Source organism: Halomonas sp. NYA30, assembly GCF_976980765.1.
Genome location: NZ_OZ334477.1, coordinates 2,879,763 through 2,895,633, shown reverse-complemented (window position 1 = coordinate 2,895,633; position 15,871 = coordinate 2,879,763). Strand labels below are relative to the sequence as shown.

The following is a 15,871-nucleotide window of genomic DNA, read 5'->3' as shown; positions in this document are numbered from 1 at the left end:
GACCGTTACTTTAGATGGCGTGCCTTATTTTAACAATGATCCGTGTTTTAACCATGACGTGTATCAAAACAACGACCTGAGTCATGATGGTTAGAATAGCTTATACAGTGTGGCTCACGTTAAAGGAAATGTAGAGATGGAATGGCTAATTATTATAGCAATTTCGATGTTTGTCATCGCACCGGTGATGTGGCTAAAGCCCAGTCCACGCCAAAGGCGCCAGCAGACGTTGCGCACGCAAATTGCCAAGCAAGGCGTAACTATCAAACTGGAAAAACCACCGCTTCACCACTTTAAAGGGACGATGCCTGCCTACCGGTGGCACTATCCTCAGTCAGCACCTGGGCCGGATTTCATTTTGGTCAGAGACAGCAATGCGAGTGAAGCTTTAGCACCGTATCATGCGGGCTGGCGGTGGCGCATAGCCCCGTTGCGACCGCTCCCAGAAGATGCCGAGATAGCATTAAAAGCGCTGCTTGAACGTTTGCCACAAGATGCGCTTGTGGTCCAATCAACAGCCTATTCGCTAACACTGTGGTGGTGGGAGTCGCAAACCGCTGAACGATTCACGACATATTTACCTGAGTTTAAGCAACTGATTGATACTCTTCAGGGCCATGTCGATCGGCCCAACGGTCAACCGCTCAAAGGGACAGAGCAGACTGCGCCAACCTCAAAGAATGATCATGAGGCTGGGCCGTCTTGATCCCGGGCCTGAATGGCTAACCCGTTGGCTTCAATCACCGCCAGCCATTCATTGAGCTGTTCAAGGTTCTCCTCGCTCAAGCCTGCAAACATCTCCTTACGCGCCTGCTGGGCAACACTGTCGATTTTTTCCAACAATGGCATAGCGGCTGGCGTCAGATAGATACGTTTGCTACGGCGGTCATTGTCACAGGCACGGCGTTCCACCAAACCTTGCTCTTCAAGCTGGCCGAGAGTGCGCACCAAGGACGGTGCCTCAACACCAATGGCGCGGGCAAGATCGCACTGTGGGTGCCCCTCGCCCATACGCCACAAGTGATAGAGCGTGACCCAACGCGTTTGCGTTAAGCCTAAGGGGGCAAGTCGTCGATCTAGAATTGAACGCCATAGATGCGGCAAGCGTGCGATACGAAAACCAATCGTTGAAGCCATAAGTAACTAGCTACCAATAAATGTGAGTAAGCGAATTGTCATAAGCTGCGCCACTGAATGCAAGGCGATTAACAATTCAGTCATCCGGTTGCGCCTCTGCATCATTAGTGCGGCCCGGTACAAAGCGCCGTAAGTTCAATCCGCTTAAGCCACTGGCATGTATTTCTCCATCGGCTAGTGAAGCCTGCTGGCTATCCTCTGCCACCTCAAAGCGTATTAATCCTAAGCGCTGCCCAGTGCTTGTCATAATGTCGATGCGCCACTGCCCGGTTGGATCTTCTGGAAAGTTTTGTTTGTGACTCCATGCGCGGTATCCCTGCTCGCGTCCGCCGTTGATGTTTAATTCCACTACGTCCATTGGCTCACCATTATGATGCCAAGCGTGGGTAATGGTTTCACTTAGTCCACGCGGTGCCCGTATAGCGGTATATACATAAAGGCCATTTTCGCTGATGGATTGAGGCGTTAGCGTCATTGAACCCTGAGGAAGGCGCCGCTCAACGTCAAACCCAGGCGAGAGAGCACTGCTGGTCATCCATAGGCTGGCAGGAGGTACCCAAATGCGCCCTAGCCAAGCGCCATACGCTAACACCAACGTTAAGCCAAAAAAGGCGCACCAGCGCTTGAAAGAACTTTGCTTTAGCAGATGCCAAAAGCTAGGGAGGGCGACCACGACCGTGATGCCGAGCGCTAAGAGTAAACTTTGCCCGGTAGTGAGGTGTACCATGATCGGTAACGTCACGAGTAACACGAGAAACACGCACATGGCGTGGAACAAGAAGTAAAGGCTGCGCCATCGTTCGGAAATTTTAAAATAAATGGGATCGATGATCGACAGTAGCGCCATCACGCCTACAAGCAGAGCAAACAGCGTTTGGCCGCTGTTCCAAACGGTGGTGACTAAAATAAACGGCAGCGTGAAAAAAAGCGTTTCCTGGTGAATCATCTGGGCAATAAACGTCGTTACGCCTCTTGGTGGCGTTGGGTGGCCACGACGTTTCAGCCAGCGGCTGATTAAACCTTCGGAAAGCAGTAGCGTCCAGGCGAACAAAAGCCCTAGCGCGAGGGCAGCTCCCAGCCACTGTTGACGATCGACCAGAAAGAAGCTGCCTAAACCGGCCGAAAATGCCATGGGGGGCCATAGCCAGCTCCATGGCTTTAGTCGCTCGACAATGCTTTCTATATGCCGCTGAACGGTGGCAATGCGGGATGGCGTGAGCAGTGCGCCCATAGACAGTTAACCTGCAAAATAATTGGAAGCGTGATCCTAGCAGCATGAACGCCCGCAGGGGAGTGCTGGTCTCAGTAGATGGATAAATTAGCCAAAAGTCAGGGCTTGACGAACACAGGCAACTCAACCAAGCTAAAGCAATCAAACGGCCGTATGAAATCGATTGGGTTGTGTTGACCGTATATTTCTATTGGTCGAATAAAAGTGTGGCGGGTTCCTTTTATGGAACCAACCCGAATTGTGGAGAGAGCGCGGATGATCTACCAAGGCAACGCCATCACGGTGACACGTCGTGACACCCCGAGTGGCAATGACATCGCTATGCTCACTTTTGATCTGAAAGGTGAGTCCGTCAACAAACTATCCAGCGCAGTGGTGGCAGAGCTGGGTGAAGCCGTCAAAGCAATCCAAGCTGAAAATAGTTTAAAAGGCTTATTGATTGCTAGTGGTAAAGAAGTGTTTATCGTCGGTGCAGATATTACTGAGTTTCACAACCTCTTTGATAAAGGTGAAGAGTACCTGGTTGAGATGAATCTCAAGGTACACGATATTTTCAACGCCATCGAAGACCTGCCTTTCCCCACCGTTACCGCGATTAATGGGTTGGCCCTAGGGGGCGGCTGTGAAGTATTGCTAACCACCGATTTTCGCGTGATGAGCGAGAAAGCCAAGATTGGCTTGCCAGAAACCAAGCTCGGCATTTTGCCCGGCTGGGGCGGCTGTGTGCGCCTGCCACGTATTATCGGCGCTGATAACGCTATCGAATGGATCGCTGGCGGTACTGAAAATCGTGCTGATGCCGCGTTGAAGATGGGCGCTGTGGATGCCGTGGTGAGTGCAGAGCAGTTGGAAGACGCCGCGCTGGATATCCTTGATCGCGCCAATGCCGGTGAGCTGGATTATCAGGCGCGTCGTGCTGAAAAGACCAGCCCGCTGAAGCTCAACCCGATTGAGCAGATGATGGCGTTTGAAACCGCCAAAGGGTATGTCGCTGGCAAGGCTGGGCCGCACTATCCCGCGCCGGTTGAAGCGATCAAAGTGATACAGAAAGGCGCTGGTGAAGAGCGCGGCCGTGCTCAGGCAATTGAAGCCAAGGCTTTCGCCAAACTGGCGCTAAGCAGCGTAGCGTTCAACCTGGTCGGCCTGTTTCTTAATGACCAAGTGGTTAAAAAGAAAGCCAGCAATTACGAAAAGCAGGCTCAGCCGGTAAAGCAAACGGCGGTGCTCGGTGCTGGCATTATGGGTGGTGGTATCGCGTATCAGAGTGCCTCCAAAGGCACGCCTATCCTGATGAAAGACATCAAGGATGACGCGATAGAGTTAGGTCTGAAAGAAGCCCGTAAACTGTTTGCCAAGCAGGTAGAGCGTAAGAAGCTGACTACCGAGCAAATGGCTGAAAAGCTCACCAACATCCGCCCGACTCTCTCTTACGGCGATTTTGATAACGTCGACCTCGTTGTCGAAGCTGTTGTTGAGAATCCCAAGGTCAAAGACGCGGTACTTACCGAAGTGGAAGGCGTGGTGGGCGAGAACACTATTCTCACCTCCAATACCTCAACCATCTCGATCAACCGCTTGGCGCAAAACCTAAAGCGGCCGGAAAACTTTTGCGGTATGCACTTCTTTAACCCTGTGCACCGCATGCCGCTGGTGGAAGTCATCCGTGGTGAGAAAACCTCGGACGCCGCCGTTGCTGCCACCGTGGCCTACGCTCGCGCCATGGGCAAAACGCCGATTGTAGTTAACGACTGCCCCGGCTTCTTGGTCAACCGTGTGCTGTTCCCCTACTTTGGTGGCTTTAGCTTCCTGGTGGAGCAGGGCGCTGACTTCCAGCGCGTTGATAAAGTGATGGAGAAGTTTGGCTGGCCCATGGGCCCGGCCTACTTGCTGGATGTGGTCGGTTTAGACACTGCCGTTCATGCCAATGACGTCATGGCCGAAGGCTTCCCTGATCGTATGGCCCGCGATGGCAAAACCGCCATTCAGGTCATGTACGAAAATGACCGTTTGGGTCAGAAGAACGACAAGGGTTTTTATGCCTACGAAGAGGACAAGAAGGGTAAGCCGAAGAAAGTGATCGACGAAGCGGCTTACGCATTGGTCAAAGAGGTGGTGAAGGAGCATAAAGAGTTTTCCGACGAAGACATCATCGCGCGCATGATGGTGCCGCTCTGCTTGGAAACCGTACGCTGTTTGGAAGATGGCATTGTCGCGACGCCGGCTGAAGCCGATATGGCGTTGATCTATGGCATCGGCTTCCCGCCATTCCGCGGTGGCGCTCTGCGCTACATCGATGCGATGGGCGTGGCTGAGTTTGTGAAACTAGCGGAAGGGCTAGCCGAAGAGCTGGGGCCGCTATACGCGCCCACCGATAAGCTGCGTCAGATGGCTCAAAATGGCGAGTTATTCTATTCCAGCGATAAGTCTGACAACCAAGCCTAACCACCACGCATAGGAGATAAGAGATGAGTTTGAGTCCGAGAGATATTGTGGTGGTTGACGGTGTCCGTACCGCCATGGCGAAAGCCAAGAATGGTGCTTTTCGTAACGTTCGCGCTGAGAACCTCTCCGCTGCGGCCATGCAGGCACTATTTACTCGTAACCCAAACCTAGACCCGTCGGAAGTTGATGACGTGATCTGGGGCTGTGTGAATCAGACGCTTGAGCAATCAATGAATATTGCTCGCAACGCGGCGATTATGACCGGTATTCCCCGTTCGGTACCTGCGCAAACGGTCAACCGTTTGTGCGGTTCTTCGATGACGGCGTTGCATATCGCGGCGGCCAATATCAAAGCGGGCATGGGTGATTTCTTTATCATCGGTGGTGTGGAGCATATGGAGCACGTACCCATGGCTCACGGCGTTGACGTCAACCCTGCAGCCAGCAAATACGCGGCCAAAGCGGCGATGATGATGGGCTTGACCGCTGAACTGTTGGGCAAAATGCACGGCGTTTCCCGAGAAGAGCAGGACAAGTTTGGCGTGCGTTCCCACCAGCGCGCTCAAGCGGCGATGGAGAAGGGCTACTTCGATAATGAAATTATCGGTGTTGAAGGCCACGATCAGCGCGGCTTCAGGGTGATGGTTCAGCGCGATGAGGTGATTCGCCCCGACTCTACCCTGGAGTCTATGGCGAGCCTCAAGCCGGTATTTGATCCGCGCAACGGTACCGTGACTGCGGGTACGTCCTCGGCGCTTTCTGTGGGCGCCTCGGCAATGGCAGTGATGAGCTACGAGCGCGCTCAAGCACTGGGCTTAGAGCCTATCGCGCGAGTGCTTTCGACCGGCGTGGCAGGTTGCGATGCCTCCATCATGGGCTATGGTCCAGTACCTGCGTCCAAGAAAGCGCTTAAAGCCGCTGGCCTGTCAGCCGCGGATATTCAAACCGTTGAGCTCAACGAAGCTTTCGCCGCTCAGGGTATCCCAGTGTTGAAAGATTTAGGCTTCCTGGATGCGCTGGACGATAAGGTTAACCTCAACGGTGGTGCCATTGCCCTTGGGCACCCGCTGGGTTGCTCGGGCTCGCGTATCTGCACCACGCTGTTGAACGTTATGCAGCAGCGCGATACCACCCTGGGCTTGGCGACCATGTGTATCGGCATGGGGCAGGGCGTAGCAACGGTGTTTGAACGACTAAAGTAACCATAGCGTTTAGGTAATCAAACGGCATCCTTCGAGGTGCCGTTTTTATTTGTCAGGTTTTTGTTCAGAAAAACACTATTCAGGTTCAGATTGAAAAGCCGTGCGGTGAAAATCCGCTGCGGCTTGTACTTCCGCAATACCGCAGGTATCGGGTACCGGTACTGTGTTGCCCGCCAGAACCGCGAGCACCGCCCTTGTACCGTTGGCCAGTGACTCAAGGTTGTAGCCGCCCTCTAATACGAATACCAATCGGCCCTCGCAGTGCTGTTCTGCCAACTGTTGCATAAAGCCGGTTAGCGCGCCAAATCCTTCGTAGGAGACGTTGAGCGCCAAGTCATGCCAGTGGGGGTCAAAGCCTGCTGATACTAAAATGATATCAGGTTTAAACCAGGCAGCTGCTGGCGCCAGGATGTCGCGAAAGGCTTTCAAATACGCTTCATCACCGGCGCCAGCAGGTAGCGGTACGTTGATGGTGGTGCCTTCCCCCAAACCGGCGCCTACTTCTTCCAGGTGGCCAGAGCCGGGGTAGAAGGGGGCGGCGCGGTGAATATCAAAAAACATCACGTCGGGCTCTGCCCAGAAAATATCCTGGGTACCGTTGCCGTGGTGGGCGTCCCAATCAACAATGAGCACTCTTTCGCAACCTAGCGCGCTGCGAGCATGGGCTGCCGCCACAGCTACATTGTTAAACAAGCAAAAGCCGCGGGCGCGAACGGGTTCTGCGTGGTGCCCTGGCGGGCGCACAAGAGCAAAGGCGCTTTTAGCGCGTTTTTCCATCACTGCTTCCACTGCGGCAATAGCCGTTCCAGCGGCGACTTCAGCGGCATCAACGCTACCCGGTGAAACCGCGGTGGTGTCCACATCCAGCCAGGCATTTTTGCCGCGCAGGCTGAAAATGTCGCTTAGATAGGAAGTGGTATGCACACGCGCTAACTGCTCATGGGTAGCCGCTTTACCCCCTTCAATTTTTAAACCTTCAATGGGGGCTCTCTCAAGCAGCTGTTGAATAGCGGTTAATCGCCCAGGGTGCTCAGGATATTTCCAAGGCACAGGTAAGCCAGCAAGCAGATGGCGAATACGCTTATCGATTCGCTGAGGTAAAAAATCGGCATCAATGTTGGGTTCGTGAGCGAGTACGCGATCATCATAAAAGGCAATGACGTTGTGCATAATGGCTACCTAAGAATCGTGCGTTGATTACTCTCAATCGCACTGAATGCACGAAGTGCTTACCTGCAGTAAGGCAGGCTGCGCGTTGTTATACAATGCCGCTTTCAACACTAAATGCTAAGGTCATGCTAATTTCTTCTACTTGATCTGCAAATGTTGGCTGCCATTCACCGCGTAAAATGAGGGGGGCCTGTACCCAGCGCCAGCGTAAGCCAGTCACGATGCTTTCTACTGCGCGCTGAGTGCCCGTGCCGTCATGGCCTGCACGGATATAGAGCGCACAGGGCAATCCTTGCTTTTTTTCTAGAACAGAATAGTAGGTGCGGTCAAAGAAATCTTTTAGCGCGCCACTCATATAGCCCAGATTCTCCGTGGTACCGAGCAAGATGGCATCGCAGGCTAGTACATCTTCTGGGCCTGCCTCTAAAGGCGCTTTCACTACACACTGCACCTGCTCAAGATCAGGATGACTAGCGCCCCGCGCGGCCGCTTCGCGCAGAAGGCGGGTGTTCGCCGACGGGGCATGAGCAATCACTAACAGTTGTTTACTAAATTCATTACTCAATTCAGCATTCATAGCAAAGACCTAATTGAAACGTGGGGCAGCAAGGGGTTGCGCCACATATTGAAAATGCCACACTGCTTAAGAGTCTTAAAGTTGAGAAGCAATATGTCCAGTAAGACATTGATCAATGTCTATTACGATGCCCAGTGCCCTCTTTGTCGACAAGAGCGTCGGCGCTATGAGCGCTGGTCGGGGCGCCATGCAAAAGATATTGGTTGGCTTGACGTAAGCGAAAATGAGCAAGCCCTACGTGCAAAGGGTGTTGACCCTGCAGTAGCGCTACGCTCTCTGCATGTCGAAACCGAGCAAGGTCAATTAATAGAAGGTATCGACGCCTACCGTTTGTTGATGAAGCGTGTTCCGTTACTGGTCCCGGTCGCTTGGCTGATTGGCTTGCCTGGGATTAAACCAGCACTGCGAACCCTTTATGATGTGTGGGTAAAGCGTCGCCTACAGAAACAGGGCCGGTGGCCTCTCTAATGTCTAGCAAAGGAAGCCTGACAATGCAGCGAAGTGCGCTATATCTAAGGGTGGTAGGGGTAGGTGTAAGCTTATTGCTCGCGGGCTGTGCCGGTGGACAGCATCCTTCGCCCACCCCTAGCCAGACAGCGGCTGATGCACCGTTAGCCAGCTCGCAACCCGCGCCTGCCGCCACGACAGCGCCGGAGGCCGTCACGGCGAGTGACTGGGTGCCGCCGCTATTTATCAGTCCCGAAGAGGAAGCGTCCTATTATGTTAGCCGTTTGGCCGATCGGCGTTTTGTGACCAGTTACGGTGATCGTGACAACCGTCGTCCCTGGTACATTGCCGCTGAGCAATTAGGCGAAATAGGGCTTCCTGCTGTTCCACTGCTGTTTGCTCGGTTGAACACCAGCGATGCGTATGAACAAATGCTGGTTCTCTACGCGCTTCAGCTAGCCACTCAAGATCCTCAGCTAATGGTTCGAACAGGTGGAGATTACGTTCAGTTAGGGGTAGTACTTGACCCCACACATAATGCTGAGAATGTGGCGTCTGCTCAGCAGTGGTGGCAACAACACGCTGAGCAGGTGACCCGCTGATTAATAGCCTTCACACTCAGCAGCGGCTCATCAGATAAATCAAGGCATCAGATAAACCAAGGCCCATCAGATAGACCGAGGAGAAAAGCATGGCATTTGCACTTTCATCAATGCAGGTTACCAGCCCAGCGTTTGCTGATCATCAAGCGATTCCTTCCAAGCACACTGGTGAGGGGGAAAATGTTTCGCCTGCCCTAGCTTGGAAAGATGCCCCTGAGGGAACCCAGGGTTTCGCTGTTATCTGTCACGATCCAGATGCTCCTTTGGTCAAGGATGGCAGCTACGGCTTTGTACATTGGGTGCTCTATAACTTGCCCGCTGATACCCATGAGTTAACTGAAAAGAGTGTTGTGGGCACTGCTGGCGCCAATGATAAAGGCGAAGTTGGTTACTTTGGTCCGATGCCCCCTGAAGGGCATGGTAAACATCTTTACTATTTCTGGGTGTTAGCACTGGACCATCAAACGTCGTTGCCTGAAGGGCTGACGCTTGCCGAGCTTCTCAAAGAAGTAGAGCCTAATCTGCTAGGCATGAATCGTTTGGTAGGCACGTATCAGCGTGATTGATCGCATCCGCAAAAGTAGACAAGCGGAATAATCCGTGTAGGCTCCATCGCTTTCTTAGACCTTGAACCAGACTTTTCTTTTAGCCAAGCGATGGAGCCTTCCTATGAGTGATCTGCCTAACTGTCCTGCCTGCGCTTCCGAATTTAGCTACGATGATGGGCTTCAATACGTTTGCCCAGAGTGTGGCCACGAGTGGTCAAAGGTAGCAGAGGAGAGCGCTGAAGAAGCTTCAGGCGTGCGCGATGCTAACGGCAACATGTTGGTCGACGGCGATAGTGTCACGGTGATCAAGGATTTGAAGGTTAAAGGTAGTTCACTGGTGGTTAAAGTAGGCACCAAAGTGAAGAGTATCCGGTTGGTGGGCGGCGATCACGATATCGACTGTAAAATAGACGGCATCGGCCCGATGAAGCTTAAATCTGAATTTGTTAAGAAAGCCTAGTGTTAAACCAGGCAGTCAAAAAAATAGCCCTCTGATGTCAGGGGGCTATTGATTTATCAGCCCTCGACTTTTACGCAGTAGTATTAATTTGCGTACCGACGCTTCCACTTGTGGCCAGCTGTGGCGCCTGGGCAACGCTGTCCATTAGCGCAGTAATATGCGCTGCTTGTCCGTCTAACGCCTCTTTAAAAACGTTAAACTGGGCCTGCTGGACTACTTGCACCTGCTGCATCGCCATTGAGGCGCTGACCATATTGTTGACTGCTGAATCCATCTTTTAATCCTCGAATAGCAAGCCGCCATCCAGAGCGATGGCACTCAATACTCAATCGAAATTACCAGACGCTGTTCATACATGCAAAGCGATAGCCAGCAGCAGTATAAAGCTAATAGCTTTTTTAAATGATAATGATTGTTGTTTTTGATGCGATTGGCGTCGATCGTGCTGTTATTTTGCTCAAATTGCTAACCATTTAGCTCAAGGGCTTCACATCAAATTTATACAGGACTAAAATGGTACTCAATTGATGCAGCCAACCAGTTGATTGACTGCGTACCAAGCACATAAAAGGGGAGTCGACATGCTCAAGCTTTCTCGGCTGACAGACTATGCCGCTGTAGTGATGGCACAAATTGCCCGTCACTCCCAAGCATCACATGCAGCGGCCGACTTGGCTGAGGCTGTGCAGCTGCCACACCCCACAGTAAGTAAAACACTTAAAATGTTGGCACGTGCGGGACTGTTGGTTTCCCAGCGTGGTGCGCAAGGCGGTTATCGCTTGGCGCGGCCAGCATCACAGATTACGGCAGCTGACATTATTGCGGCGATTGAAGGCCCTGTTGCCATGACCGAGTGTAGCCAAGCGGAAGGCGATTGCGAGCTTGTGGCTACCTGTGGTGTGGCTGACAACTGGCAGCGGGTTTCATTGGCGATGCGAACGCTGCTTGAAAGCGTGACCTTAGCGCATTTAGCCGATACAGCACCCATAAAATTGCCGGTGCAACTGCCTATTCAAACGATCAGCCTGTCGGCGGCGTCGGCCTAAGCGCGGCGCAAGCACAGCAGGCCTACTTTATTATTAAAGGCGATAATCTCGCCACCCAACTGCCCGGAGGGTATCACCATGGCAAGCGAAGAAATGGAACAGTTGGTTCGTCGCGAATACAAAGACGGCTTCGTAACCGATATTGAAAGCGACACCCTGCCACCTGGCCTGGATGAAAACACCATCGCCTTTATTTCCAAGAAAAAGGGCGAACCCGAGTGGATGCTGGAGTGGCGCTTGGATGCCTATCGTCAGTGGTTGAAGATGGAAGCGCCATCCTGGGCGCATCTCGATTACCCACCGATCGATTACCAGTCGATCTCCTATTTCAGTGCGCCCAAGCGCCCGGAAGACCGCCCCCAGAGCCTGGATGAAGTCGATCCCAAGCTGCTGGAGACCTACGAGAAGCTGGGTATTCCGCTGCATGAACGTGCCGCGCTGGCTGGCGTTGCCGTTGATGCAGTATTTGACTCCGTGTCGGTAGCCACCACTTTCAAAAAGCAGCTTGGTGAAGCAGGGGTTATCTTCTGCTCTATCTCCGAGGCTATCCGCGACTATCCGGAACTGATCAAGCAGTATTTGGGCACCGTGGTGCCGGTGGCGGATAACTACTTCGCGGCGCTCAACTCAGCGGTCTTCACCGACGGCTCTTTCGTATTCGTGCCGGAAGGCGTGACTTGCCCGATGGAGCTGTCTACCTACTTCCGCATTAACGCGGCCAATACCGGCCAGTTTGAGCGCACGTTGATTATTTGCGAAAGCCGCGCCCAGGTTTCCTACCTGGAAGGCTGTACCGCGCCGATGCGTGACGAAAACCAGCTGCACGCTGCAGTCGTTGAGCTGGTCGCTCTGGACGATGCCTACATCAAGTACTCCACCGTGCAGAACTGGTATCCCGGTGATGAGAATGGCAAGGGCGGTATCTACAACTTCGTTACTAAGCGTGGCGACTGCCGTGGCGACCGTTCACGGATTAGCTGGACTCAAGTTGAAACTGGCTCGGCGATTACCTGGAAATACCCTTCCTGCGTACTGCGCGGCAAGGACAGTATTGGTGAGTTCTACTCCGTTGCGGTCACGAACGGACGCCAGCAGGCCGACACCGGCACCAAAATGATTCACATTGGCGAAGGCACCCGTTCCTATATCGTGGCTAAAGGTATCTCTGCCGGTCGCAGTGATCAGTCCTATCGCGGCTTGGTGAAAATCGGCCCGCGTGCCAAAGGGGCGCGTAACTTTACCCAGTGCGATTCGCTTTTGATTGGCGATAAGTGCGGTGCGCATACCTTCCCTTATCAGGAAATTGGCAACAGCACGGCGACTATCGAACACGAAGCGACCACGTCCAAAATCGGTGAAGATCAGCTGTTTTACTGTCAGAGTCGCGGTATCTCGGAAGAAGACGCGGTCAGCATGATTGTGAATGGCTTCTGTAAAGACGTCTTCCAAGAGCTGCCGATGGAGTTTGCCGTAGAAGCCGAAGCGCTGCTCAATGTCACCCTGGAAGGCGCGGTAGGTTAATCCCTAGCCCTTCAGTCACTCATTTTATTAGTGTCGCCGTAGCGACTCGCCAGAATTAGAAGGTAATCAATATGTTGCAAGTAAATGATTTACACGTCACCGTCGAAGGCAATGAAATCCTGAAAGGCCTCACCCTGACTATCAACGCGGGTGAAGTGCACGCCATCATGGGGCCGAACGGCGCGGGTAAATCGACGTTATCGGCGGTTATCGCTGGTAAAGATGGCTACGAAGTCACCCAGGGCACCATTACCTTTGAAGGCAAAGACGTGCTCGAAATGGAAATTGAAGAACGCGCCCAGGCGGGCCTGCTGCTGGGTTTTCAGTATCCGGTCGAGATCCCGGGTGTTAAAAATATCTACCTGCTGAAATCGGCGCTGAATGCCCAGCGCGTCGCCCGCGGCGAAGGCGAAATGCCAGCGCCGGAGTTTATGAAGCTGGTGAAAGAGAAGCTTGGTTACATGAAAATGGACGCCAGCTTCCTGCAGCGCGCCGTTAATGAAGGCTTCTCTGGCGGTGAGAAAAAACGCAACGAGATCCTGCAAATGCTGGTGCTTCAGCCGAAGCTTGCGATGCTCGACGAAATCGACTCTGGACTGGATATCGACGCCATGAAAGTGGTCGCCGATGGTGTCAACAGCCTGCGCGCTGAAGACCGCGCCATTCTGCTAGTGACTCACTACCAGCGCCTGCTGGATTACATCGTGCCTGATCAGGTTCACGTCCTGGTCGATGGTCGTATCGTTAAGACCGGTGACGCTGAACTAGCTAAGCAGTTGGAAGCCAATGGGTACGAAGGTATCGAGGAGTCTGTGGCATGAGCGATACGCAAACCTTTTTAGATACACTCAAAGCGCGCAGCCCGCACTATCAGGCGGAGCCCACGTGGATTGCTGCACGTCGTCAGGCGGGTGCAGCCCGCTTTGAAGCGCTGGGTTTTCCGACTCGGCGTGATGAAGAGTGGAAATACACCGACGTGCGCTCAATTGCTCAAGGCAACTTTGCGCTCGCCGACAACGCCGAGTTCTCTCAGGTCAGTGCCGCGGCGCTGACGCTGCCCATTGATGCTTACCGCCTGACCTTCGTGGATGGTGTTTTCTCGTCGGCGCTCTCGGATGTGGACTCGTTGCCTTCAAGCGTCCAGGTGTTACCGCTTTCCAAGGCGCTGGCGGAGAACCACGAAGCAGTTGGTGGCCCGCTGGGTCGCTTAACCGGGGTGGATTTCTCACCGTTTGCGGCGCTGAATACGGCATTTATGGAAGAGGGCGCTGTGGTGCGCATTGCACCGGGAACGGTCGTTGAGAAACCTATCCTGCTGCAGTTTCTGTCCCGCGCTGGCCAGCCGGTGATGTGTCACCCGCGCGTACTGGTGGAAGCAGGTAGCCGCAGCGAAGCCACGTTAATTGAACACTTCACCGGCGAAAGCGAAGCGACCAACTTCACCAACGTCGTGGGTGAACTGATGCTTGATCGTGGGGCGATCCTTGCTCACTACAAGCTACAAGAAGCACCATTGGGTGATATGCATGTGGCGAGCATTCATGTCGAGCAGGGCCGCGATACACGCTATACCTCGTACAACCTGAGCCTGGGCGGCGCACTAGTGCGTAACGACTTGATCAGTGATTTGAACGGCCAGGGCGCGGAAACCAACTTCCTGGGCCTGTTCTTTGGTCAAGGTCGCCAGCACGTCGATAACCACACCAAGGTCAACCACAATGCGCCGCTGACGTTCTCTAATGAGAACTACAAAGGCATTCTGGATGACCGCGCTCACGGCGTGTTTAACGGCAAGGTCTACGTCAAGCGCGACAGCCAGAAAATTGAAGGGTTTCAGAGCAATCAAAACCTGCTGCTTTCGGATCGTGCTCACATCGATGCCAAGCCTGAGCTTGAAATCTACGCCGATGATGTTAAGTGTTCACACGGCACCACTACCGGCCAGCTGGACGAAGAGGCGGTCTATGCCCTGCGCACGCGCGGTATCGATGAAGCCACCGCACGAGGCCTGCTAACCCTCGCCTTTGCGGGAGAGGTGTTGGATAAAGTTAGCCTGGATGCGATTGCCGAGCGCGTTGAACTCGCGGTTGCGGGTAAGTTGCCGGAGCGCTTTAATCTTGCTGGGCTTGTTGAAGCGGCAGCCGCACTTAACGACTAGTTCTTTAAGACCCGCTTTTAAAGACTAGCCTCAAGGGCTCAACGAGGAGTGATTGATGCCAAATACCGTTATTGAGCAGGCGCCCGCGCAAGTGCAAGCACCCTTTGATGTCGCCCGTCTGCGTCAGGATTTTCCGGTGCTTGCCCGTGAAGTGCACGGCAAGCCGCTAATCTATTTAGACAACGCGGCGACTAGCCAGACGCCTCAACAGGTGATTGACGTCTTCAGCGATTATTACTCACGCTATAACGCCAATATTCACCGTGGGCTGCATACCCTTGCCGATGAGGCAACGGCGGCGTTTGAAGGCACGCGTCACAAGGTGCGGGCGTTTCTCAACGCGGAAGATGCGCGTCAGATCATCTTTACCCGCGGTACCACGGAAGCCATCAACTTGGTCGTTCAGAGCTGGGGGCGTAAAAACCTAGCACCTGGCGATGAAGTGCTGATCTCAATGTTGGAGCACCACTCCAATATTGTGCCCTGGCAACTGTTGGCCGCCGAGATCGGGTTTACCATTAAAGTGATTCCCGTTGAGGCTAATGGCGCATTGGATATGGCTGCTTATCGCGCACTGCTGAGTGAGAGTACAAAGCTGGTAGCGGTCAATCATGTCTCTAATGCGCTAGGGACCATTAACCCTGTGCAGGAAATGGCGGCACTTGCTCACCAGCACGGCGCCTTGATTCTGATTGATGGTGCCCAAGCTGCCCCTCATCAGGTAGTCGATGTGCAGGCGATTGATGCTGACTTTTACGCCTTCTCGGGCCACAAAGTGTATGGGCCAACCGGCGTAGGCGTGCTGTATGGCAAGCAGGCTTTGCTGGAGGCGATGCCGCCTTGGCAGGGCGGCGGTGAGATGATTAAAACCGTCTCTTTCGGTGCAGGCACCACCTTCGCCGATTTTCCGCACAAGTTTGAAGCCGGAACGCCCGCCATTGCGGAAGTCATTGCGCTGGGGCGTGCACTTGAGTGGGTAGAAAGCGTTGGTGTTGCTGCTATCGGCGAGTGGGAAGGGCAGTTGCTTGACCGCGCGACGCAAGCGGCTGGACGAATCGATGGGCTGCGTATCTTAGGCACCGCACCGCAAAAAGCAGGCGTGTTGTCGTTTGTGGTGGAAGGGGCGCATTCGCAAGACATCGGCTTATTGATAGATCAACTCGGCGTGGCTATTCGCACCGGCCACCACTGCGCGCAGCCCTTGCTGCATCATTTCGGAGTCGATGCGACGTGCCGTGCTTCATTTGCTGCGTATAATACGTTCGAAGAAGTGGATAGCTTTATTGAAGCACTCAATCGTGTCATTGGTATGGTGCGTTAAGGTCGGTTC

General features: G+C 53.6%; 17 protein-coding genes. 12 read left to right on the top strand and 5 right to left on the bottom strand.

The window, feature by feature from the left end:
- The first annotated feature begins 136 nt into the window (after positions 1-136).
- Entirely contained in the window at positions 137-706 is a 570-nt protein-coding gene (locus ACWI0H_RS13490; RefSeq protein ID WP_485873687.1) for a preprotein translocase subunit YajC, read from the top strand.
- Here the strand turns inward: ACWI0H_RS13490 and slyA are convergent.
- Together slyA and ACWI0H_RS13480 are read right to left on the bottom strand one after the other, a co-directional pair.
- On the bottom strand, positions 685-1,137 hold the full coding sequence (gene slyA / locus ACWI0H_RS13485) for a transcriptional regulator SlyA (protein WP_035556925.1): 453 nt from the start codon (positions 1,135-1,137) through the stop codon (positions 685-687). The two genes, ACWI0H_RS13490 and slyA, sit on opposite strands and share 22 nt — an antisense overlap.
- Positions 1,138-1,213: 76 nt before the next feature.
- Positions 1,214-2,368 (bottom strand): DUF5924 family protein, encoded by a 1,155-nt coding sequence (locus tag ACWI0H_RS13480; RefSeq protein WP_339883968.1) that lies wholly within the window; start codon positions 2,366-2,368, stop codon positions 1,214-1,216.
- 255 nt (positions 2,369-2,623) lie between these two features.
- Between ACWI0H_RS13480 and fadB the strand changes: the two genes are divergently transcribed.
- A complete protein-coding gene (fadB, locus tag ACWI0H_RS13475; RefSeq protein ID WP_485876225.1) occupies positions 2,624-4,810 on the top strand; it encodes a fatty acid oxidation complex subunit alpha FadB in 2,187 nt (728 codons plus the stop codon).
- 23 nt (positions 4,811-4,833) lie between these two features.
- Positions 4,834-6,012, top strand: a complete 1,179-nt coding sequence (gene fadA / locus ACWI0H_RS13470; RefSeq protein ID WP_008959931.1) for an acetyl-CoA C-acyltransferase FadA — start codon at positions 4,834-4,836, stop codon at positions 6,010-6,012.
- A gap of 75 nt (positions 6,013-6,087) precedes the next feature.
- Here fadA and ACWI0H_RS13465 read toward each other — a convergent pair whose 3' ends face one another.
- Positions 6,088-7,182: a histone deacetylase family protein gene (locus ACWI0H_RS13465; RefSeq protein ID WP_485873686.1), complete on the bottom strand. Its 1,095-nt coding sequence runs from the start codon at positions 7,180-7,182 to the stop codon at positions 6,088-6,090.
- A gap of 88 nt (positions 7,183-7,270) precedes the next feature.
- Positions 7,271-7,759: a flavodoxin family protein gene (locus ACWI0H_RS13460; RefSeq protein ID WP_339934983.1), complete on the bottom strand. Its 489-nt coding sequence runs from the start codon at positions 7,757-7,759 to the stop codon at positions 7,271-7,273.
- Positions 7,760-7,852: 93 nt separating this feature from the next.
- On the opposite strand from ACWI0H_RS13460, the gene ACWI0H_RS13455 reads away from it, so the two are divergent.
- From ACWI0H_RS13455 to ACWI0H_RS13440, 4 genes are all read left to right on the top strand, one after another.
- The gene (locus ACWI0H_RS13455) at positions 7,853-8,227 is read left to right on the top strand and encodes a thiol-disulfide oxidoreductase DCC family protein (RefSeq protein WP_485873685.1); all 375 of its coding nucleotides are present in this window, start codon (positions 7,853-7,855) and stop codon (positions 8,225-8,227) included.
- Positions 8,228-8,250: 23 nt separating this feature from the next.
- Positions 8,251-8,808 carry a hypothetical protein gene (locus tag ACWI0H_RS13450; protein ID WP_485873684.1) on the top strand — a complete coding sequence of 186 codons (558 nt, stop codon included), beginning with the start codon at positions 8,251-8,253 and terminating at the stop codon, positions 8,806-8,808.
- A gap of 89 nt (positions 8,809-8,897) precedes the next feature.
- Positions 8,898-9,374 (top strand): YbhB/YbcL family Raf kinase inhibitor-like protein, encoded by a 477-nt coding sequence (locus ACWI0H_RS13445; protein WP_485873683.1) that lies wholly within the window; start codon positions 8,898-8,900, stop codon positions 9,372-9,374.
- A gap of 103 nt (positions 9,375-9,477) precedes the next feature.
- On the top strand, positions 9,478-9,816 hold the full coding sequence (locus tag ACWI0H_RS13440; RefSeq protein ID WP_101145273.1) for a zinc ribbon domain-containing protein YjdM: 339 nt from the start codon (positions 9,478-9,480) through the stop codon (positions 9,814-9,816).
- A 70-nt stretch (positions 9,817-9,886) separates the two neighbouring features.
- Here ACWI0H_RS13440 and ACWI0H_RS13435 read toward each other — a convergent pair whose 3' ends face one another.
- Positions 9,887-10,090 (bottom strand): putative motility protein, encoded by a 204-nt coding sequence (locus ACWI0H_RS13435; protein ID WP_008957031.1) that lies wholly within the window; start codon positions 10,088-10,090, stop codon positions 9,887-9,889.
- A gap of 307 nt (positions 10,091-10,397) precedes the next feature.
- Here ACWI0H_RS13435 and ACWI0H_RS13430 point away from each other — a divergent pair, with 307 nt between their 5' ends.
- The 5 genes from ACWI0H_RS13430 (at position 10,398) to ACWI0H_RS13410 (ending at position 15,862) form a co-directional block, all read left to right on the top strand.
- Positions 10,398-10,862, top strand: a complete 465-nt coding sequence (locus ACWI0H_RS13430) for an SUF system Fe-S cluster assembly regulator (protein WP_008957030.1) — start codon at positions 10,398-10,400, stop codon at positions 10,860-10,862.
- 78 nt (positions 10,863-10,940) lie between these two features.
- Complete coding sequence (gene sufB / locus ACWI0H_RS13425) at positions 10,941-12,383, top strand: Fe-S cluster assembly protein SufB (protein WP_176304600.1); 1,443 nt, start codon at positions 10,941-10,943, stop codon at positions 12,381-12,383.
- Between the two features lie 71 nt (positions 12,384-12,454).
- A complete protein-coding gene (gene sufC, locus ACWI0H_RS13420) occupies positions 12,455-13,204 on the top strand; it encodes a Fe-S cluster assembly ATPase SufC (protein ID WP_336274385.1) in 750 nt (249 codons plus the stop codon).
- Positions 13,201-14,541 (top strand): Fe-S cluster assembly protein SufD, encoded by a 1,341-nt coding sequence (gene sufD / locus ACWI0H_RS13415; protein ID WP_485873682.1) that lies wholly within the window; start codon positions 13,201-13,203, stop codon positions 14,539-14,541. Before sufC ends, sufD begins: the two co-directional genes overlap by 4 nt.
- Positions 14,542-14,596: 55 nt before the next feature.
- A complete protein-coding gene (locus tag ACWI0H_RS13410; protein ID WP_176304603.1) occupies positions 14,597-15,862 on the top strand; it encodes an aminotransferase class V-fold PLP-dependent enzyme in 1,266 nt (421 codons plus the stop codon).
- The last annotated feature ends 9 nt before the right edge of the window (positions 15,863-15,871 follow it).